Here is a 19041-nt window from a genome sequence, read left to right as displayed (position 1 = left end):
TCAGCAGGTTCTTATCCCATGACTTATCCACAAGATACCATTGCCGCGATTGCCACAGCGCAGGGGCGCGGTGGCGTTGGTATTGTGCGCGTGTCCGGCTCACTGGTAACAGACATTGCCACAGCGGTTTGCCAGGTCCGTCTGCAACCACGACATGCCCGTTATGGCAGTTTTGTGGATAACTCCGGCCTGCCGCTGGACGAAGGTATTGCACTGTTTTTCAAGGGACCGAACTCCTTTACCGGTGAGGACGTGCTGGAGCTGCAGGGGCATGGCGGTCCGGTGATTCTTGACCTGATCCTCAAGCGTTGCGTGGAACTGGGCGCACGGCTAGCCCGACCCGGCGAATTCAGCGAGCGGGCCTTTCTCAATGACAAGCTGGATCTGGCCCAGGCCGAAGCCATTGCCGACCTGATCGAGGCCAGTTCCGTCCAGGCGGCCCGTAATGCCGTGCGTTCATTGCAGGGCGAATTTTCCCGTCATGTGCATGAACTGACCGAACAGCTGATCGAGCTGCGCATCCATGTGGAAGCGGCGATTGACTTTCCCGAGGAAGAGATCGACTTTCTCGCTGACGGCCAGATCCTGGCCAAGCTGGAAGCGGTGCGCAACCGTTTGGCCGATGTGCAAAACCGGGCCGGGCAGGGTGCATTGTTGCGTGACGGCATGAATGTGGTGATTGCCGGCCGGCCCAATGCCGGCAAGTCCAGTCTGCTCAATGCACTGGCCGGCCATGAAGCTGCCATTGTCACCGACATTGCCGGTACCACCCGCGATACGCTGAAAGAACATATCCACATTGACGGCATGCCCCTGCACATGACCGACACTGCCGGCCTGCGTCAGACCACTGATGCGGTGGAGCAGATTGGCGTACAGCGGGCTCTCAGGGCCATCGACCAGGCTGACCGCATCCTGCTGGTAGTGGACAGCAACAGCGGCGAAGCCGCTGATCCCTTTGCACTCTGGCCGGAATTTCTCGACCAGGTGCCACCAGTCGGCAAGGTCACCCTGATCCGCAACAAGGCGGACCTGTCTGGCGAACCCTGCGCTATCGAATCCTTTGCCGACGGCCACAGTTGCATCAGCCTGTCGGCCAAGCAGGGCCAGGGCATTGATTTGCTACGCGAGCACCTCAAGTCATGCATGGGTTATCAACAGACCAGCGAAAGCACCTTTAGCGCCAGACGCCGCCATTTACAGGCACTTGAGCAAGCCAGCCACAGTTTGCACAATGCTTATGAACAACTTGTCCACAGCCGCGCTGGCGAGCTGGTAGCCGAAGATTTGCGCATGGCCCAGCAGCAGCTGGGCGAAATTACTGGCGAGTTCAGTGCCGACGATCTGCTTGGCCGGATTTTCTCGAGTTTCTGCATCGGTAAATGACGCCCGCTTTTGCCGGATGCCAATGCTAGAATCATGGCCTTTCCGTCAAAATCGCAGGAGCGATCCATGTTGTCACGCCGTTTGAAACTCGTTGTCCCCGTAGCCCTGTCCCTGCTGCTTGCCGCCTGTGGACAGGAAGCCGAAAAAAAGTCGGCCAAAACCCTCTACCTTGAAGGTTATCAACAGCTGAGTGCCCCGACCGCCCAGTACAACTTCAATGCCGACATCAAACTGGATGGCCATCAGCTGGAACCCATGCTGGCGGATGTCAAGCTGACGCTCAAGGGAGCAGCGGATATCGAACGCAAAAAGTTCGAGATCATCCCGGAAGTCAAGGCAGCCATGTTCCAGATCACACTGCCCCTGAGCCTGGACCTGAAACAACAGCATCTGATGCTGGACCCTTCCGATATCATCAGTGCCATGCAGATGTTTCAGCCGGGCGCAAGCGGAGTGGTGGAACGCTATAAAAACAAGTATGTCCGGCTGCAGAAAGCCAGCTTCAAGCTGGATGAGGAACAGCAGCAAGAAGTCGACAGCGCTCTTGGCGTTGCAGGCGAGGTACTGGATATCGTTTTTGACGTGGCGGAAAAAGTCAGCCAGGATCTGCCTGAAAGCAGCTTCCAGCTGCAGGAACTGGGCGACTCCGGCAAGCATGCCGGTGCTGTTACCGCCGTCACCCTGACATTGACAGCTGAGCAAAGAAAAAAGCTTGAGGATGACATGTACATCCAGGTCAGGCAGCGAATCACTGAAAGCGACAGCATTCCCGACGAGATCAAGGAAAACATCATCGTCGCAATGGAGGAAGCCAAAGCTGCTGAGCAAGTCCAGGAAAATACCGATTCAATCATCTATCTCAACGACAAGGGCCAGATTGTCCGCATCAATGACCGCTACGCCTACACTGTGGAAGGCAAGCAGGCACTGGTCGACCTGCATGTGGTACTGAGCAATTACGGCCAGGCCCAGTTTGTCATCACTCCGCCGGAAGAGCGGATCATCGACCTTGATGAGGAAGAAATTGCCATCATCCAGTTTCTGATGGGCAAATAAATCCTTCCCGGTTTCACTCGGGGGTCGATCGTCCGGTCGGCCCCGTCCTTTCCCGGTTTAACCATTTCCCTCTCCTTATCCTTGCCTGAGATCGGCCATATTTCTGTGCTTGGCATAAAATTCTGGCAGGACAAGCCCTGTGGATAACCGGACATGGAGCTGGTTGGTAACTCGTACCGAAAAGTCTGCATAACCCCGCCTGTGGATAACCGTTTGGGTTGTCCACAGGACATGCAAAGGATTCGCTACTGGTTACCAAGCCGTTACCAGCAGACTTATCAATTATGTAACATAATGAAAAATAAGTGAAAAATCATTATATCCACAGAAGTTATCCAGTCTAAGAATAATAATAAAAACAAGCTTTTCTTTATTTAAAGTTTATTTTGATCTTTTTGAGCAGACAGCTTATTCCTCAATGCTTTTTACCCGTGATGCGCAAGGTGCTAGAATTGCCCCTTTGGCCCATAACATGCTTTTCAGCCCACGAAGCCCTGGTCCCCGGCCGGAAACCGGCAGAAAATGACAGCAGCTGCCCGGTCAACAGATATTTTGAGGTACAAGGTGGATTACCCTTCCCGTTTTGATGTCATTGTCATTGGTGGCGGCCATGCCGGCACCGAAGCCGCATTGGCAGCTGCCCGCATGGGCAGTAAAACCCTGCTGCTGACCCACAACATCGACACGCTGGGGCAGATGAGCTGCAATCCGGCCATCGGCGGTATCGGCAAAAGCCATCTGGCCAAGGAAATCGATGCCCTGGGTGGTGCCATGGCAATGGCTGCCGATCATGCCGGCATCCAGTTCCGCGTGCTCAACAGCCGCAAGGGTCCGGCAGTACGTGGCACCCGCGCCCAGACTGATCGCGCCCTGTACAAGGCATTTATCCGAAACATGCTGGAAAACCAGCCCAGTCTCTGGCTGTTCCAGCAGGCAGTTGATGATCTGCTGGTTGAGCAGGACAGCATCCGGGGCGTGGTGACCCAGATGGGTGTGCGTTTTTATGCCGACAGTGTGGTGCTGACTACAGGTACCTTTCTTGGCGGAACCATTCATATCGGAATGCAGAACCAGCCCGGTGGTCGTGCCGGTGATCCACCCGCACTGGCGCTGGCCCGGCGGTTGCGGGAGCTGCCGCTGCGCATTGGACGGCTGAAAACCGGCACACCACCGCGCCTTGACAGCCGCAGTATCGATTTTTCAAAACTGATCGAGCAACCGGGAGACACACCCCTGCCGGTCATGTCCTATCTGGGCAAGGTCGAGCAGCATCCCGAACAGGTCAGTTGCTGGATTGCCCATACCAACGAACGTACCCATGAAATCATCCGTGCCGGCCTGGACCGCTCACCGATGTATACCGGGGTCATTGAAGGTGCCGGGCCCCGTTATTGCCCGTCGATTGAGGACAAGATCACCCGCTTTGCCGACAAGGATAGCCATCAGATTTTTCTTGAGCCGGAAGGACTGCAAACCCGCGAAATCTATCCCAACGGCATCTCGACCTCGCTGCCTTTCGATGTTCAGCTGGAGCTCGTGCGTTCCATGGCCGGGCTGGAGAATGCCTACATCATGCGGCCGGGCTATGCCATAGAGTACGATTACCTGGACCCGCGAGACCTGAAGCACAATCTGGAGTGCAAGCACATCACCGGGCTTTTTTTTGCCGGTCAGATCAATGGCACCACAGGTTACGAGGAAGCCGGCATCCAGGGCCTGCTGGCCGGCTGCAATGCCGCCCTGCGGGCACAGGGCAGGGACAGCTGGACGCCAAGACGCGATGAAGCCTATGTTGGCGTACTGGTGGATGATCTGATCACCCTGGGTACCAAAGAGCCCTATCGAATGTTCACTTCACGCGCGGAATACCGGCTGATCCTGCGCGAGGACAATGCCGACATGCGTCTGACTGAAAAAGGCCGCGAACTGGGGCTGGTCGATGATGTGCGCTGGGCCGCCTTTGTTGCCAAGCGCGAAGCGATCGAGCAGGAAGAGCAGCGCCTGAGCACCACCTGGGTACGTCCGGGCACACCACAGGGCGATGCGTTGGCCGCGCACTTTAACATTCCGCTGTCACATGAGTATAATCTGTTGAATTTGCTGGCCCGTCCCGAAGTGGACTATGCCGGATTGCAACAGGTTACTGGCAACGGTCTGGCCGATCAGCTGGCCGCTGAACAGGTGGAAATCCGAACCAAATATGCCGGTTACATTGCCCGCCAACAGGAAGAAATTGCCCGGTTGCGGGCCAGCGAAAATATAGACTTGCCCGCTGATATCGATTACTGGAGCATTTCCGGGTTGTCGCGGGAAATCCAGCAAAAACTGACCGACATACGTCCGGCAACACTGGGCCAGGCGTCACGGGTACCCGGAGTCACACCGGCAGCCATTTCCCTGTTGATGATCCAGTTGAAAAAACGTCAGGCCGGACAGGCCCTGGAGTCTGCTGATCCATGAGCATCAGTCCCGCACAGCGTCAGTCACTGATTGACGGTGCACAACAATTGCAGACCGGGCTGGAGCAACACCAGCTTGAGCAGCTGCTCGCCTACCTGGCGTTGCTGATCAAGTGGAACAAGGCCTATAACCTGACCGCCGTACGCAACCCGGATGAGATGGTTTCGCGCCATCTGCTCGACAGCCTGAGCGTTTTGCCTCATGTCCGCGAGGGTGGGCAACGCTGGCTGGATGTGGGCAGTGGTGGCGGCATGCCCGGGATCATCCTGGCCATCATGCTGCCGGAAAAACAGTTTGCATTGCTGGACGGCAATGGCAAAAAGACCCGCTTCCTCACCCAGGTCAAGCTGGAGCTGGGCCTGGCCAATGTGCAGGTATTCCACCAGCGTATCGAGGATCATCAGGTTGATACCGCCTACGACGGCATCATTTCCCGCGCGTTCAGTTCACTGGCCGATTTTACCGGCTGGACTTCCCATGTCGGCAACGCCGATACCTGCTGGCTGGCAATGAAAGGTGTGGAGCCGGACGACGAGCTACAACAGCTGGGGGGCGAGTTTGTGGTACGAGAATGCCATAAACTGTTTGTGCCCGGTTGCCAGGGACAGCGTCATCTGCTGGTACTGGCCCGAGAAGACGGAGAACACTGACATGGGCAGGGTCATTGCGGTTGCCAACCAGAAAGGCGGAGTGGGGAAGACCACCACCTGCATCAACTTGGCCGCCTCGCTGGTAGCGGCCAAACGTCATGTGCTGGTTGTGGACTTGGACCCGCAGGGCAACGCCACCACCGGTAGCGGCATCGACAAGCTGGATCTGGAATATTCCGTGCTGGATGTCCTCACCGGACAGGCCAGCCTGGTCGATGCCATGCACTACTCCGAGCAATGCGGTTATCAACTGTTGCCGGCCAACCGTGACCTGACCGCTGCCGAAGTGGTGTTGCTGGATGTGCCACAGCGTGAATCCAGACTCAAGGATGCACTGGCCCCGGTGCGTGGCAACTATGATTACATCCTGATCGACTGTCCGCCGTCGCTGAACATGCTTACCGTCAACGCGCTGGTCGCGGCAGATAGCGTGCTGATTCCGATGCAGTGCGAATACTATGCCCTGGAAGGACTGACCGACCTGATCGGCAGCATCCAGCGCATTACCGAGAGCCTGAATCCGCAGCTGGAGATCGAAGGCATCCTGCGTACCATGCACGACCCGCGTCTGAGTCTGGCGATGGATGTGTCGGAACAACTTAAAGAACATTTTGGTGATTTGCTGTTCAATACCCTGATTCCGCGCAATGTGCGTCTGGCTGAGGCACCCAGCCACGGCATGGCGGTGCTGGGTTATGACAAGCAGTCAAAGGGTGCACTGGCCTATCTGGCGCTGGCTGGCGAATTGGGCCGGCGTCAGCGGGAACGCCAGCGCAGCCAGAAACAGTAACAGGAAAGAAAAATGGCAGTGAAGAAAAGGGGACTGGGACGTGGTCTGGATGCCCTGCTGGGCAGCAGTACGGCACGACCGGTACCGGATGCAGCGGGCGAACCGGCAGATGCGGGCTTGCACAGCATTGCCCTGGACCTGATCCAGCCGGGAAAATACCAGCCGCGCAAGGACATGGACCCGTCAAGCCTTGAGGAATTGGCACAATCGATCAAAGTGCAGGGCATCATGCAGCCGATCGTGCTGCGTACGGTTGCTGCCGGCAAGTATGAGATCATCGCCGGTGAACGGCGCTGGCGTGCAGCCCGTCTGGCCGGGCTGGACAGGATAGACGCGATTGTGCGTGAAGTGCCCGACGAAGCGGCCATCGCCATGGCGCTGATTGAGAATATCCAGCGTGAAGACCTCAACCCGGTCGAAGAAGCGGTAGCGCTGCACAGGCTGCAGCAGGAGTACGAACTGACCCAGCAGGAAGTTGCCGATGCCGTCGGCAAATCCCGCGCAACGGTTGCCAACCTGTTGCGCTTGCTGGCTCTGCCGGAAGAGGTCAAGACGCTGGTCGCTCATGGCGATATCGAAATGGGACATGCCCGCGCGATTCTTGGCCTGCCGGCCGAACAACAGGCCGAAGCGGCCCGGCATGTGGCCGCGGAAGGCATGACCGTGCGCCAGACCGAGGCCCATGTGCGTGCCGTGCAACAACCCAAAAGCGAGCCGCAGGTCAAACCGGAAGATCCGGATATCCGCCGGCTGGAGCAAAAACTGGCCGAACGCCTGGGTGCCATGGTGCGTATCCGTCATGGTGCCAAAGGCAAGGGCCAACTGGTGATCCAGTATGCGTCGCTGGACGAGCTGCAGTCGGTACTGGCCCGCATGCACTGAGCCTGATGCTTTTCGGAGCAAGACTTTAGTCGCAAAAAAAAGGGCAAATCGATACCAGGCCGACCCTTGGTCACAAAAAGTGACATTTGAGTTGAATGCAGAGCCCGTGCGCCCTATACTCTCTGCGCAATTTTGTAGTGGCGAAGGTCAAACGCTACAAGCCGGTTAAAGGAGTCCGATGATGGCAATCCGCAACAGGATTCCGTTCTGGCAACTGGAAGCGTTCCCTGTCCTTCTGTTGCAACTGGCAGTCAGCCTGTTGCTGGCAGTGCCGGCAACCTTGTTGCTGGATGCGGTTGCCGGCTACTCGGTAGTGCTGGGCGGATGTATCGCCTGGCTGCCCAATGCCTGGTTTGTGCGCAAGGCGTTCATGTACCAGGGGGCGCGATCGGTGACTGCGGTGATCCAGTCATTCTGGTCGGGTCTGGCGGGAAAAATGATTTTGACGGCAGTGCTGTTTGCACTGGCGTTCGTGGTAGTGCAGCCGTTGAACGTGGCCGGCCTGTTTGCCGGTTTCGTCCTGGTTCAACTGACTGGAGCGGCGTCACTGCTGTTAATGAAAGGTTTCTAAAGCGTTAGCATCTGAGGCAACTATGGCAAACAGCAATGCTGAGTACATTCAGCACCATCTGCAAAACCTGACTTACGGTAAAATCGACGGCGTTTGGCGCTTTGCCCAGACTGCAGAAGAAACCCAGCAAATGGGCTTCTGGGCCATTCACGTGGACACCATGGCGATGTCCCTGCTGATGGGCTTTGTCTTCCTCTACCTGTTCCGCCGGGTGGCCAAGATGGCCAACAGTGGCGTACCGACCGGCCTGCAGGGCTTTGTCGAGGTGGTGGTCGAGTTCGTGCAAAACATGGTGCGTGACACCTTCTACGGCCGCAACCCTCTGATTGCTCCGCTGGCGCTGACCATCTTCACCTGGATCCTGCTGATGAACAGCCTGAAATGGATTCCGGTTGACGTCATTCCGGGCATCGCTGATGCACTGGGTGTACCCGCATTCAAATACGTTCCGACTGCCGACCCCAACGCAACTTTCGGCATGTCCATCGGCGTATTCCTGCTGATCATTTTCTACAGCATCAAGGTCAAGGGCTTTGGCGGTTTCAGCAAGGAGCTGGCCTTCACCCCGTTCAACCACTGGTCGCTGATTCCTTTCAACCTGTTCCTCGAAATTCTCGGCCTGCTGACCAAGCCGTTCAGCCTGGCGCTGCGTCTGTTTGGTAACATGTACGCCGGTGAGGTGGTGTTCATCCTGATTGCACTGCTGCCTTTCTGGGTACAGTGGACCCTTTACGGCCCATGGGCGATCTTCCATATTCTGGTGATCCCGCTGCAGGCCTTCATTTTCATGGTGCTGTCGATCGTTTACCTGAGTGCAGCCCACGAAAGCCATTGACGCGCAAGAGAGCGTTGATTTAAACCTCTAAACTGTAAAACCTAAACCTGAAAACTCTAGGAGTAAACCATGGGAATCGTAATCCTTTCAGCTGCCATCATCATCGGTCTGGGTGCACTGGCTACCGGTATCGGCTTTGCCCTGCTGGGCGGCAAACTGCTGGAATCCACTGCACGTCAGCCAGAACTGGCGCCATCCCTGCAAACCAAAACCTTCATCATGGCCGGTCTGCTTGACGCCGTTCCAATGATCGGTGTTGGTATCGCCATGTACCTGATCTTCGTTGTTGCTCCAACAGCAGGCTGATTGCGCGATTTCATGATTACGGCAGGCAGATGACCTGCCGTAGGACGTTATCTTTGGATAAACAATGAAATAGCATGGGGTACATCGATGGCTATTAACCTGACGCTTTTGGGTCAATTGATTGCCTTCGCTATTTTTACCTGGTTTTGCATGAAGTTTGTATGGCCGCCGATCACGGCAGCCATGGATGCACGCCAGAAAAAAATTGCTGAAGGCCTGGATGCAGCCGGACGTGCCGAGCGCGACCTGAAGCTTGCTCAAGAAAAAGCTGCTGACATGCTGCGGGAAACCAAACAGTCTGCTGCCGAAATTATTGAAAAAGCCAACAAGACTGCTAACGAAATAGTTGAAGAGGCCAAGCAACAGGCACGCGCTGAAGGCGAACGTCTGCTGGCTGGTGCAAAAGCCGAGATCGACCTGGAAGTGAACCGCGTCAAAGACGACCTTCGCAAACAGGTTTCAGTACTGGCTATTGCAGGTGCTGAAAAAATCCTCGGTTCCGCCGTGGACGCCAAGGCACACAATGATCTGGTCGAGCAACTGGCCACTGAACTTTAAGCGAGGCAAGCGATGCTGAATATCAATACGCTTGCAAGACCTTACGCCAAGGCTGCTTTCGAGCATGCTTCGGCAGCCGGGCAGGAAGAGGGCTGGGCATCAATGCTGTTGCTGGCCAGCAGCCTTGTCGAAGCTCCCGAAGTGGTTCAGCAACTGGGCAACCCGTCGCTGAACAAGCAGGCAAAGGTCGAGTTTCTATTGCAGCTGTGCGGAAAAGAAGCGGATAAGGATTTTGCCAATTTTCTCCATGTACTCGGAGAAAACGGCAGGCTTTCTCTGCTCCCCACCATCAATGAGCTGTTTGCTGCACTGGTTGCAGAAAAAAACCGTGCCGTTGAGGTGGAAGTGCAGTCTGCTTTCGAATTAAGCGCTAAACAACTGAAAACACTGGCTGCCGCCTTATCCAAGCGGCTTGATCGTACCGTTCAGCCCAAGGCGACTGTAAACCCCGCTTTAATTGGCGGCCTGTTTATCCGTGCTGGTGATTTGGTCATTGACGGCTCGGTCCGCGGCAAGCTGGACAAGCTCGCCGAAGCGTTGAAATCCTGATTTGGGGACATATGGCATGCAGCAACTGAACCCTTCTGAAATTAGCGAAATCATCAAGCAGCGTATTGCCAAGCTTGATGTTTCCGCACAAGCCCGCAACGAGGGCACCATCGTCAGCCTGTCTGACGGTATCGTACGCATCCACGGCCTGGCCGATGTGATGTACGGCGAAATGATTGAATTCCCTGGCGGAATCTTTGGTATGGCACTGAACCTGGAGCGTGACTCCGTGGGTGCAGTAATCCTGGGTGCTTACACCGGTCTGACCGAAGGCATGAGTGCCAAGTGTACCGGCCGTATCCTGGAAGTACCGGTTGGTCCGGAACTGCTGGGCCGTGTTGTTGATGCTCTGGGTAATCCGATTGACGGCAAAGGTCCGCTGGAAACCAAGCTGACCGATGCTGTGGAAAAAGTAGCACCTGGCGTGATCTGGCGTAAGTCCGTAGACGAGCCGGTACAGACCGGTTACAAGTCTGTTGACGCCATGATCCCGGTTGGTCGTGGTCAGCGTGAGCTGATCATTGGTGACCGCCAGATTGGTAAGACCGCCCTGGCTGTCGACGCCATCATCAACCAGAAAGACAGCGGCATCCGGTGTGTCTATGTGGCCATCGGCCAGAAGCAGTCCACCATTGCCAACGTTGTGCGCAAGCTGGAAGAAACCGGCGCCCTGGCCAACACCATTGTTGTGGTTGCCAGTGCTTCCGAATCTCCTGCCCTGCAATACCTGGCGCCATACTCCGGTTGCACCATGGGTGAATACTTCCGTGACCGTGGTGAAGACGCCCTGATCGTTTATGACGACCTGTCCAAGCAGGCTGTGGCCTATCGCCAGATTTCCCTGCTGTTGCGTCGTCCGCCAGGACGTGAAGCCTACCCGGGTGACGTGTTCTATCTGCACAGCCGTCTGCTGGAGCGCGCATCCCGCGTATCCGAAGAGTACGTTGAGCAGTTCACCAACGGTGAAGTCAAGGGCCAGACTGGTTCCCTGACCGCCCTGCCGATTATTGAAACCCAGGCAGGTGACGTTTCCGCGTTTGTTCCGACCAACGTAATTTCCATTACTGACGGTCAGATCTTCCTGGAAAGCGCCATGTTCAACGCGGGCATCCGTCCTGCAGTGAACGCCGGTATCTCCGTATCCCGTGTTGGTGGTGCAGCCCAGACCGACCTGATCAAGCGTCTGTCCGGTGGTATCCGTACTGCTTTGGCCCAGTATCGTGAGCTGGCCGCATTTGCCCAGTTCGCTTCCGACCTGGACGAAGCCACCCGCAAGCAGCTGGAGCATGGTCAGCGCGTAACCGAGCTGATGAAGCAGAAGCAATATGCGCCGATGTCCATTGCCGACATGGCGGTTTCCCTGTACGCAGCTGAACGTGGCTACCTGGAAGATGTGGCAGTCGATAAGGTTGGTGCATTTGAAGAGGCCCTGCTGGCCTGGTTCAAGCGCGAAAAAGCCGACCTGATGGCAACCATGAACAAGGAAGCTGCCCTGAAACCAATTGATGCCCAGATCAAGGAAGGCATCGAGCAGTTCAAGGCAACTCAAAGCTGGTAACACGCAGCGGGAGCTTGTCTCCCGCCTGCTAACCTGAAAGGTGTCAAATGGCAGGCGCAAAAGAGATTCGCACCAAGATTGCGAGTATTAAAAATACGCAAAAGATCACCAGCGCCATGGAAAAGGTGGCGGTCAGCAAAATGCGCAGGGCACAACAGCGCATGGCTGCAGGCCGTCCCTATGCAGAACGTATTCGTCAGGTTGTCGGCCATCTGGCTGATGCCAACGCCGAATACAAGCATGAATTCATGGTCGAGCGTCCGGTCAAAAAAGTGGGCTATATTCTGGTTTCCACTGACCGTGGCCTCTGTGGTGGCCTGAACTTTAACCTGTTCAAGAACCTGATCCAGAACATGCAGGAATGGCAAAAGCAGGGTGTCGAAGCCGAGCTTTGCATCATCGGCAACAAGGGTGCCAGCTTTTTCCGTCCATACGGCATGGAAATCAGTGCAACCGTTGGCGGTCTGGGTGAAGAGCCCGAGATCAGTCAGCTGATCGGTAGTGTCAAGATCATGCTCGACGGTTTCCTGGAAGGTCGTATCGACCGTTTGTATCTGGTGTCGAACAAGTTCATCAACACCATGTCGCAGAAACCTGCTGTTGAGCAGCTGGTTCCTCTGGCAGTGGATGAAAAAGTGGAAAACAGCCGTCTGGGCTCATGGGACTATATTTATGAACCCGGCGCCAAGGAACTGCTCGATTCACTGATCATCCGTTACATCGAATCCCAGGTGTACCAGTCCGTGGTTGAAAACGTTGCCTGTGAGCAAGCAGCCCGGATGATTGCCATGAAGAACGCGACTGATAACGCCGGTGACCTTATTGATAACCTGCAACTGGTTTACAACAAGGCACGCCAGGCGGCTATCACCCAAGAAATTTCCGAAATCGTTGGCGGCGCTGCCGCGGTTTAAGAACGGTTCAAATATTCAGAGGACCAGATATGAGCGGACGTATCGTTCAAATTATCGGCGCCGTAATCGACGTGGAATTCCCGCGCGAACAGGTTCCGAACATCTATGATGCCCTGCACGTGCAAGGCAAAGAAACCACCCTGGAAGTCCAGCAGCAGCTGGGCGACGGCATTGTCCGTACCATCGCCATGGGTTCCACCGAAGGCCTCAAGCGTGGCCTGGATGTGACCAACTCCGGCGCTGGCATCAGCGTTCCGGTGGGTGTAAAAACCCTGGGTCGCATCATGGACGTTCTCGGTAACCCGATCGACGAAGCCGGCCCCATCGGTGAAGAAGAGCGCTGGACCATCCACCGTGAAGCGCCAAGCTACGCGGACCAGGCTGGTGGCAACGAAATCCTGGAAACCGGCATCAAGGTCATCGACCTGGTTTGTCCGTTTGCCAAGGGCGGTAAAGTCGGCCTGTTCGGTGGTGCCGGTGTTGGTAAAACCGTCAACATGATGGAGCTGATCCGTAACATCGCCATCGAGCACAGCGGTTATTCCGTATTTGCCGGTGTGGGTGAGCGTACCCGTGAAGGTAACGACTTCTACCACGAGATGAAGGATTCCAACGTACTGGACAAGGTTGCCCTGGTATACGGCCAGATGAACGAGCCACCCGGCAACCGTCTGCGCGTAGCCCTGACCGGCCTGACCATGGCCGAGAAGTTCCGTGACGAAGGCCGTGACGTACTGTTGTTCATCGACAACATCTACCGTTACACCCTGGCCGGTACCGAAGTATCCGCCCTGCTGGGTCGTATGCCTTCCGCGGTTGGTTATCAGCCGACCCTGGCCGAGGAAATGGGCGTTCTGCAAGAGCGCATCACCTCCACCAAGACCGGTTCAATTACCTCAATCCAGGCCGTATACGTACCTGCGGATGACCTGACTGACCCGTCTCCAGCCACCACCTTTGCTCACCTTGACGCAACCGTGGTACTGAGCCGTGACATCGCTTCCCTGGGTATCTACCCTGCGATCGACCCGCTGGACTCCACTTCCCGTCAGCTGGACCCGATGGTCATCGGTCAGGAGCACTATGAATGTGCCCGTGGCGTACAGTATGTCCTGCAGCGTTACACCGAGCTGAAAGACATCATCGCCATTCTGGGTATGGACGAGCTGTCTGAAGAAGACAAGCTGCTGGTGACTCGCGCGCGTAAAATCCAGCGTTTCCTGTCCCAGCCATTCTTCGTTGCCGAAGTGTTTACTGGCGCCCCGGGCAAGTATGTTTCCCTGAAAGATACGATCCGCGGTTTCCAGGGTATCCTCAATGGTGACTATGATGAACTGCCCGAACAGGCGTTCTACATGGTCGGTTCCATTGATGAAGCCGTCGAAAAGGCCAGCAAGCTGTAACAGGCCGGGCTTTTTGATCAAGCAACCTGCTGGTGGGCAGAAACGCCCACCGGCAAAACACTGAGGCAAAGATTATGGCCATAACAGTACACTGCGATATTGTAAGTGCAGAGGAAGAGCTGTTTTCCGGCTTGGTTGAAATGGTAATTGCCCATGGTCACATGGGTGATCTGGGTGTACTGCCCGGTCACGCACCTTTGCTGTCCACCATCAAGCCCGGTCCCGTCCGTGTGATCAAACAGGGTGGCAACGAGGAGGTATTCTATATCTCCGGCGGCTTCATTGAAGTGCAACCCGATATGGTCAAGGTGCTGGCTGACACGGCAATCCGTGCAGACGACCTGGACGAGGCTGCGGCCATGGAAGCCAAGAAGGCTGCCGAAAAAGCCATTAACGCCAAGTCCGCCGATATGGACTACAGCACGGCTTCGGCACGTCTGGCCGAAGCGGCTGCCCAGTTGCGCACCATTCATGAACTGCGCAAAAACCGGCGCTAACTGTGTCGCAAATTCAAGAAAGGGTAGCCGTCAGGCTGCCCTTTTTTGTTTATACTGACCCGCATGCCGGAATCATGACAGCTGTCTGATTATTGACGTGCATGTTTTGTTACTTGCGATATAGCCCTGTCCGGGCGCTTTCATATTCTGCTTAAAATTTCCAGGAAGGCACCATGTCCCTTGATATTGTAATTTTGGCGGCGGGTCAGGGCACCCGTATGCGCTCAGCCTTGCCCAAGATCCTGCATCCAGTAGCCCACAAGTCCATGCTGGGTCACGTGGTTGATGCAGCGCGAGCACTTGGGCCGCAATCAATCCGGGTTGTGGTCGGGCATGGTGCGGAGCAGGTTGAGCAGACGCTTGCAGCACCAGACCTTGATTTTGTCCTGCAGGCCGAACAGCTGGGCACCGGGCATGCAGTGGCACAGGCCCTGCCGCATCTGGCAGCGGACACTGTCCTGATACTTTATGGCGATGTTCCCCTGATTCAGGTGGATACTCTCAAGGCCCTGCTGCAGCGCTGTGATGAACAGCGTGTCGGCCTGCTGACCGTGCTGCTGGATGATCCTGCCGGATACGGGCGTATCGTACGGAATGCGCATGGCGAGGTTGCTGCCATTGTCGAACACAAGGATGCCAGCCAGGAGCAGCTGTCCATCCGCGAGGGCAACACGGGCATTCTTGCCGTGCCGCGCATCAAGCTTGAGCAGTGGCTTTCCCGGCTGTCCAACGACAATGCCCAGGGTGAATACTACCTGACCGACATCATTGCCATGGCAGTGGCGGACGGCTTGCAAGTCGATACCGAAACCGCTACGGATGCCATGCAGGTGCAAGGAGCCAATGACCGGTTGCAGCTGGCCCAGCTCGAGCGTCACTACCAGAAGCTGCAAGTGGAACAGCTGATGCGTCAGGGCGTGACCCTGCGTGATCCGGCCCGTGTCGACATCCGCGGCGAGGTGGTTGCCGGGCGTGATGTGCTGATTGACGTCAACGTGGTACTGGAAGGCAAGGTGATTATTGAAGACGGCGTGACCATTGGCGCAAATACCGTCATTTGCAATACTGTCCTGCGCAAGGGAGCCGTGGTCAAGTCACATTGCCACCTGGAAGGTGCCGAGCTTGGTGAAGGTGCCGATTGCGGCCCGTTCGCCCGCTTGCGTCCGGGGGCGGTGCTTGGCAAGCATGCCCACGTCGGCAATTTTGTCGAACTGAAAAATGCCCGTATGGGCGAGGGTGCCAAAGCCGGACACCTGAGCTACCTGGGCGACAGCGAGATCGGGGCACGGACCAACATCGGTGCCGGCACCATTACTTGCAATTACGACGGTGCCAACAAGCACAAAACCGTCATGGGCGAGGATGTATTCATTGGTTCCAACAGCTCGATCGTTGCACCCGTGACGCTGGGGGATGGGGCGGTAACCGGTGCCGGATCGGCCATTACCAGCGATGTGCCGGCCGGAGCCCTGGCGATTGGACGTGGCAGACAACGTAATATCGAAGGCTGGCAGCGACCGAAGAAAGCCTAGGGTGAAGTTGCGCACGGGCTGCGGGGCAGCCCGTCAGCGCCAGCGCAGCAACTGATTTTCCTCGTTGATTTGCTGGTTCAGCGTCCAGTAATCATAGAGAACCCCAAGCAAGAACAACCCGCCGGTCAGAAGATAGAGCAGGCCGGTAATCCATTTGCCCTGGTACATGCGGTGAATGCCGAAAACACCGAGAAAAGTGAGCAGAATCCAGGCCAGGTTGTAATTGATACGCCCGCTCTGGAACTGGCTATTGGCATTACGGTCCATCGATGGAATCAGGAACAGGTCGACCAGCCAGCCAATGAAAAACAGCCCCAAGGTGAAAAACCACAGGGTTCCGGTCAATGGGCGGCCGTAATAGAAACGGTGGGAGCCCATGAAGCCGAAAATCCATAGCAGATAGCCCATGACCGGGCTGTGGCTGGGTGCCGAATAATGCATTGTGCAACCTCTACAAATTTCATGAAAACGGGATTCATGGTTAGAACAACAATTTTGCTGTTTGGTTTGATTTTATCTGCCTGCGCGCAACTGCCAGTGGATACCAGCCGGCAATCCGGCAGTTATGATCACCGTGTGCAATGGATTGTCTTGCACTATACCGCGGCGGGCTCGCAGCGCTCACTTGAGCTGCTGACCACAACGGATGTCAGCAGTCATTACCTGCTGGACGGCAAGCGGATATACCGTCTGGTTGATGAACGCCATCGTGCCTGGCATGCCGGTGACAGCCAGTGGCAGGGCCGGACATGGCTCAACTCCTCGACTATTGGCATCGAGATGGTGCATCAGGGCTATGTTGAAACCGCAGATGGCAGGCAGTGGCAAGTCTGGAACAGGGAGCTGGTTGATGCCCTGGTGCTGTTATTGAAAGATATCACTGCCCGTTACGGGATGGGAGTCGACAGCATTGTCGGGCATGCTGATATTGCTCCGCAGCGCAAGGTGGACCCGGGCCCGCTGTTTCCATGGTTCCGCCTGGCACAGGAGGGCCTGATCCGCTGGCCACTGCACGGAGATATTGTGCAACAGCAACCACTATTCGAGCGTGAATTGCCTGATCCATCGTGGTTTCAGCAACAGTTGCGGGCGTTGGGTTACGCCGTCGAGCCGACTGGCGAGCTGGACGGGCAGACCCGCAATGTACTTGCCGTTGTGCAAATGAAATACCGTCCACAGCTGTTCGATGGTGAACCTGATGCGGAAACGGCAGCGATACTATGGTCTTTGGTCAGACAACAGTCATCCTGAGGGTTTTTAATGCTTAACTTGCTCTGGTTCGGTTTTTTCCTGGTTGCCGCCATCGCCGGCGCAGCACAGTGGGTGCAGGGTGATCCGGGTGTCTGGGCGGCCATGGTGGAAAGCCTGTTCAGCATGGCCAAACTCTCGGTTGAAGTGATGATCCTGTTGTTCGGCACCCTGACCCTGTGGCTGGGTTTTTTGCGTATTGCCGAGCAGGCCGGGCTGGTCGAGCGCATCGGCACACTGCTGGGGCCACTATTCGCCCGGTTGATGCCGGAAGTGCCGCGCGGCCATCCGGCACTGGGCCTGATCACCCTGAACTTTGCTGCCAACGGGCTCGGGCTGGACAATGCCGCCACACCGATCGGCCTGAAAGCCATGCGTGAACTGCAAAGCCTCAATCCATCCTCGACCACCGCATCCAATGCGCAAATCCTGTTTCTGGTACTCAATGCATCATCACTCACCCTGTTGCCGGTTACCATATTCATGTACCGGGCGCAGCAGGGGGCGGTTGACCCGACGCTGGTGTTCTTGCCGATCCTGCTGGCAACCAGCGCCTCTACCCTGGTTGGCCTCTTCTCGGTTGCCGTGATGCAACGTATCCGGCTATGGGAGCCGGTGGTGCTGGCTTATTTGCTGCCATTACTGGGAGCGCTGGCGGTTTTTATCGTGATCCTGTCAGGTTTGAGCGCTGTGACTCTGGCCGCGGTCTCCTCGTTGCTGGGCAACCTGACACTGTTTGGCATCATCCTGTTTTTTCTGCTGCTGGGCACCTGGAAGCGGATACCGGTGTATGAGGCCTTTGTCGAAGGAGCCAGAGAAGGTTTTGATGTGGCTCGCAGTCTGCTGCCCTATCTGGTTGCCATGTTGTGTGCGATTGGTGTCTTGCGGGCATCCGGTGCGCTGGAGTTTGGCCTGGACGGGGTACGCTGGCTGGTAGAGTGGCTGCAATGGGACAGCCGTTTTGTGGATGCCTTGCCGACCGCGCTGGTCAAGCCGTTCTCAGGCAGCGCGGCACGGGCAATGCTGATAGAAACCATGCAGAGCCAGGGGGTTGACAGCTTTGCGGCACTGGCGGCGGCGACCATTCAGGGCAGTACCGAAACCACCTTCTATGTGCTGGCGGTCTATTTTGGTGCCGTTGGCATTCAGCGTGTGCGCCATGCGGTCGGTTGTGCCCTGCTGGCCGAACTGGCCGGAGTGATTGCGGCAATCATGGTGTGCTACTGGTTTTTTGGATAAACCGATGAAGATGAAAATGACGAGCTGTACCGGAATCGTGCTGGCGATACTGACAAGTGGTTGTGAAGCGGTGTTACCCGAACACGATCCGGCAATGGCCTGGGTCGATGTTGCCGGACGTGCCGGTTACAGTCTGTCCGCGAGAAGACTGGACGGTGTGAAGACTTCTGACGCGCGGTACTTCCAGCTGAGCCCGGGCCGGCATCAACTGGAGTTGCGCCTGGGTTATGAGCGCAAGGGCAGTGCCAGCGGTTCGCAGTGGCGCCACTGCCGGGTGGAGTTCGATTACGCCGGGTTCGCTGCCGGTCAGCGCTACTCGGTGTATGCCGTGGCCACGGGCTTTACCGTCCGCGTCTGGCTGCGGGACCAGAGCGGCGAACGGGTGCTGGAGAGCCGTTCGGTACGCTGTGGCAGCCAGTACTGAAAATAAATTTCAGCAGGGGCTTTACAAGCAGTTTTAAATCTGTAGAATACGCACCTCATCAAGCGGCGCATTATGGGTAGCTCAACCCAAGCAGTTGATTTTAAAACAAAAAATTTAAAATCAGGGGTTGACAAGAGAAAACAACTCTCTATAATGCGCAGCCTCAGTTGAGACGCAGTTCTG

The 19041-nt window shown here is 56.3% G+C and carries 20 protein-coding genes; 19 read left to right on the top strand and 1 reads right to left on the bottom strand.

Translation table 11 applies throughout. The features are described 5' to 3' along the window. The first annotated feature begins 18 nt into the window (after nt 1–18). The 16 genes from mnmE to glmU all read left to right on the top strand — a co-directional run bounded on the left by mnmE (nt 19) and on the right by glmU (nt 15947). A complete protein-coding gene (mnmE, locus tag AR306_RS01420; protein WP_101495779.1) occupies nt 19–1386 on the top strand; it encodes a tRNA uridine-5-carboxymethylaminomethyl(34) synthesis GTPase MnmE in 1368 nt (455 codons plus the stop codon). 66 nt (nt 1387–1452) lie between these two features. After that, nucleotides 1453–2442 carry a hypothetical protein gene (locus AR306_RS01415; protein WP_101495778.1) on the top strand — a complete coding sequence of 330 codons (990 nt, stop codon included), beginning with the start codon at nt 1453–1455 and terminating at the stop codon, nt 2440–2442. Nucleotides 2443–3006: 564 nt separating this feature from the next. Then, nucleotides 3007–4902 (top strand): tRNA uridine-5-carboxymethylaminomethyl(34) synthesis enzyme MnmG, encoded by a 1896-nt coding sequence (gene mnmG, locus AR306_RS01410; protein WP_101495777.1) that lies wholly within the window; start codon nt 3007–3009, stop codon nt 4900–4902. Next, a complete protein-coding gene (rsmG, locus tag AR306_RS01405; protein ID WP_101495776.1) occupies nt 4899–5552 on the top strand; it encodes a 16S rRNA (guanine(527)-N(7))-methyltransferase RsmG in 654 nt (217 codons plus the stop codon). The genes mnmG and rsmG overlap by 4 nt, the downstream gene beginning before the upstream one ends. A gap of 1 nt (nt 5553) precedes the next feature. Further along, on the top strand, nt 5554–6342 hold the full coding sequence (locus AR306_RS01400) for a ParA family protein (protein WP_101495775.1): 789 nt from the start codon (nt 5554–5556) through the stop codon (nt 6340–6342). A 12-nt stretch (nt 6343–6354) separates the two neighbouring features. Next, on the top strand, nt 6355–7224 hold the full coding sequence (locus AR306_RS01395; protein WP_101495774.1) for a ParB/RepB/Spo0J family partition protein: 870 nt from the start codon (nt 6355–6357) through the stop codon (nt 7222–7224). Between the two features lie 181 nt (nt 7225–7405). Further along, complete coding sequence (locus tag AR306_RS01390; RefSeq protein ID WP_101495773.1) at nt 7406–7795, top strand: ATP synthase subunit I; 390 nt, start codon at nt 7406–7408, stop codon at nt 7793–7795. Nucleotides 7796–7817: 22 nt separating this feature from the next. Beyond that, nucleotides 7818–8630: a F0F1 ATP synthase subunit A gene (atpB, locus tag AR306_RS01385; protein ID WP_101495772.1), complete on the top strand. Its 813-nt coding sequence runs from the start codon at nt 7818–7820 to the stop codon at nt 8628–8630. 69 nt (nt 8631–8699) lie between these two features. Further along, nucleotides 8700–8936, top strand: coding sequence for a F0F1 ATP synthase subunit C (atpE, locus tag AR306_RS01380; protein ID WP_101495771.1), 237 nt, complete (start codon nt 8700–8702; stop codon nt 8934–8936). A gap of 87 nt (nt 8937–9023) precedes the next feature. Then, nucleotides 9024–9494, top strand: coding sequence for a F0F1 ATP synthase subunit B (locus tag AR306_RS01375; RefSeq protein ID WP_101495770.1), 471 nt, complete (start codon nt 9024–9026; stop codon nt 9492–9494). 12 nt (nt 9495–9506) lie between these two features. Further along, the gene (locus tag AR306_RS01370; protein WP_101495769.1) at nt 9507–10043 is read left to right on the top strand and encodes a F0F1 ATP synthase subunit delta; all 537 of its coding nucleotides are present in this window, start codon (nt 9507–9509) and stop codon (nt 10041–10043) included. Nucleotides 10044–10059: 16 nt separating this feature from the next. Further along, on the top strand, nt 10060–11601 hold the full coding sequence (gene atpA, locus AR306_RS01365) for a F0F1 ATP synthase subunit alpha (protein ID WP_101495768.1): 1542 nt from the start codon (nt 10060–10062) through the stop codon (nt 11599–11601). A gap of 47 nt (nt 11602–11648) precedes the next feature. Continuing rightward, a complete protein-coding gene (gene atpG / locus AR306_RS01360; RefSeq protein ID WP_101495767.1) occupies nt 11649–12515 on the top strand; it encodes a F0F1 ATP synthase subunit gamma in 867 nt (288 codons plus the stop codon). A gap of 29 nt (nt 12516–12544) precedes the next feature. Next, on the top strand, nt 12545–13918 hold the full coding sequence (gene atpD / locus AR306_RS01355) for a F0F1 ATP synthase subunit beta (RefSeq protein ID WP_101495766.1): 1374 nt from the start codon (nt 12545–12547) through the stop codon (nt 13916–13918). A gap of 74 nt (nt 13919–13992) precedes the next feature. Further along, nucleotides 13993–14415: a F0F1 ATP synthase subunit epsilon gene (locus AR306_RS01350; RefSeq protein ID WP_101495765.1), complete on the top strand. Its 423-nt coding sequence runs from the start codon at nt 13993–13995 to the stop codon at nt 14413–14415. 173 nt (nt 14416–14588) lie between these two features. Continuing rightward, the gene (gene glmU / locus AR306_RS01345; RefSeq protein ID WP_101495764.1) at nt 14589–15947 is read left to right on the top strand and encodes a bifunctional UDP-N-acetylglucosamine diphosphorylase/glucosamine-1-phosphate N-acetyltransferase GlmU; all 1359 of its coding nucleotides are present in this window, start codon (nt 14589–14591) and stop codon (nt 15945–15947) included. A gap of 33 nt (nt 15948–15980) precedes the next feature. Here the strand turns inward: glmU and AR306_RS01340 are convergent, their stop codons facing one another. Continuing rightward, nucleotides 15981–16388 (bottom strand): TM2 domain-containing protein, encoded by a 408-nt coding sequence (locus AR306_RS01340; protein ID WP_101495763.1) that lies wholly within the window; start codon nt 16386–16388, stop codon nt 15981–15983. A 36-nt stretch (nt 16389–16424) separates the two neighbouring features. Between AR306_RS01340 and AR306_RS01335 the strand changes: the two genes are divergently transcribed. The 3 genes from AR306_RS01335 to AR306_RS01325 are packed head-to-tail and all read left to right on the top strand — an operon-like array spanning nt 16425 to nt 18858. Next, on the top strand, nt 16425–17198 hold the full coding sequence (locus AR306_RS01335) for an N-acetylmuramoyl-L-alanine amidase (RefSeq protein WP_101495762.1): 774 nt from the start codon (nt 16425–16427) through the stop codon (nt 17196–17198). Nucleotides 17199–17207: 9 nt separating this feature from the next. Continuing rightward, the gene (locus AR306_RS01330; protein WP_101495761.1) at nt 17208–18434 is read left to right on the top strand and encodes a nucleoside recognition domain-containing protein; all 1227 of its coding nucleotides are present in this window, start codon (nt 17208–17210) and stop codon (nt 18432–18434) included. 16 nt (nt 18435–18450) lie between these two features. Further along, the gene (locus tag AR306_RS01325; protein WP_133539711.1) at nt 18451–18858 is read left to right on the top strand and encodes a PA0061/PA0062 family lipoprotein; all 408 of its coding nucleotides are present in this window, start codon (nt 18451–18453) and stop codon (nt 18856–18858) included. The last annotated feature ends 183 nt before the right edge of the window (nt 18859–19041 follow it).

The organism is Thiopseudomonas denitrificans, from assembly GCF_002866065.1.
GTDB lineage: Bacteria > Pseudomonadota > Gammaproteobacteria > Pseudomonadales > Pseudomonadaceae > Thiopseudomonas > Thiopseudomonas denitrificans.
Note: the sequence above shows the minus strand (reverse complement) of the source record. Positions and strands in the feature narration are given on the sequence as shown.

Excerpts from the sequence above, each read along its gene's own strand:
- mnmE (WP_101495779.1), top strand. The coding sequence starts at position 19 with ATGACTTATCCACAAGATACCATTGCCGCGATTGCCACAGCGCAGGGG.
- AR306_RS01415 (WP_101495778.1), top strand. The coding sequence starts at position 1,453 with ATGTTGTCACGCCGTTTGAAACTCGTTGTCCCCGTAGCCCTGTCCCTG.
- rsmG (WP_101495776.1), top strand. The coding sequence starts at position 4,899 with ATGAGCATCAGTCCCGCACAGCGTCAGTCACTGATTGACGGTGCACAA.
- AR306_RS01400 (WP_101495775.1), top strand. The coding sequence starts at position 5,554 with ATGGGCAGGGTCATTGCGGTTGCCAACCAGAAAGGCGGAGTGGGGAAG.
- AR306_RS01395 (WP_101495774.1), top strand. The coding sequence starts at position 6,355 with ATGGCAGTGAAGAAAAGGGGACTGGGACGTGGTCTGGATGCCCTGCTG.
- AR306_RS01390 (WP_101495773.1), top strand. The coding sequence starts at position 7,406 with ATGGCAATCCGCAACAGGATTCCGTTCTGGCAACTGGAAGCGTTCCCT.
- atpB (WP_101495772.1), top strand. The coding sequence starts at position 7,818 with ATGGCAAACAGCAATGCTGAGTACATTCAGCACCATCTGCAAAACCTG.
- atpE (WP_101495771.1), top strand. The coding sequence starts at position 8,700 with ATGGGAATCGTAATCCTTTCAGCTGCCATCATCATCGGTCTGGGTGCA.
- AR306_RS01375 (WP_101495770.1), top strand. The coding sequence starts at position 9,024 with ATGGCTATTAACCTGACGCTTTTGGGTCAATTGATTGCCTTCGCTATT.
- AR306_RS01370 (WP_101495769.1), top strand. The coding sequence starts at position 9,507 with ATGCTGAATATCAATACGCTTGCAAGACCTTACGCCAAGGCTGCTTTC.
- atpA (WP_101495768.1), top strand. The coding sequence starts at position 10,060 with ATGCAGCAACTGAACCCTTCTGAAATTAGCGAAATCATCAAGCAGCGT.
- atpG (WP_101495767.1), top strand. The coding sequence starts at position 11,649 with ATGGCAGGCGCAAAAGAGATTCGCACCAAGATTGCGAGTATTAAAAAT.
- atpD (WP_101495766.1), top strand. The coding sequence starts at position 12,545 with ATGAGCGGACGTATCGTTCAAATTATCGGCGCCGTAATCGACGTGGAA.
- AR306_RS01350 (WP_101495765.1), top strand. The coding sequence starts at position 13,993 with ATGGCCATAACAGTACACTGCGATATTGTAAGTGCAGAGGAAGAGCTG.
- glmU (WP_101495764.1), top strand. The coding sequence starts at position 14,589 with ATGTCCCTTGATATTGTAATTTTGGCGGCGGGTCAGGGCACCCGTATG.
- AR306_RS01340 (WP_101495763.1), bottom strand. The coding sequence starts at position 16,388 with ATGCATTATTCGGCACCCAGCCACAGCCCGGTCATGGGCTATCTGCTA.
- AR306_RS01335 (WP_101495762.1), top strand. The coding sequence starts at position 16,425 with ATGGTTAGAACAACAATTTTGCTGTTTGGTTTGATTTTATCTGCCTGC.
- AR306_RS01330 (WP_101495761.1), top strand. The coding sequence starts at position 17,208 with ATGCTTAACTTGCTCTGGTTCGGTTTTTTCCTGGTTGCCGCCATCGCC.
- AR306_RS01325 (WP_133539711.1), top strand. The coding sequence starts at position 18,451 with ATGACGAGCTGTACCGGAATCGTGCTGGCGATACTGACAAGTGGTTGT.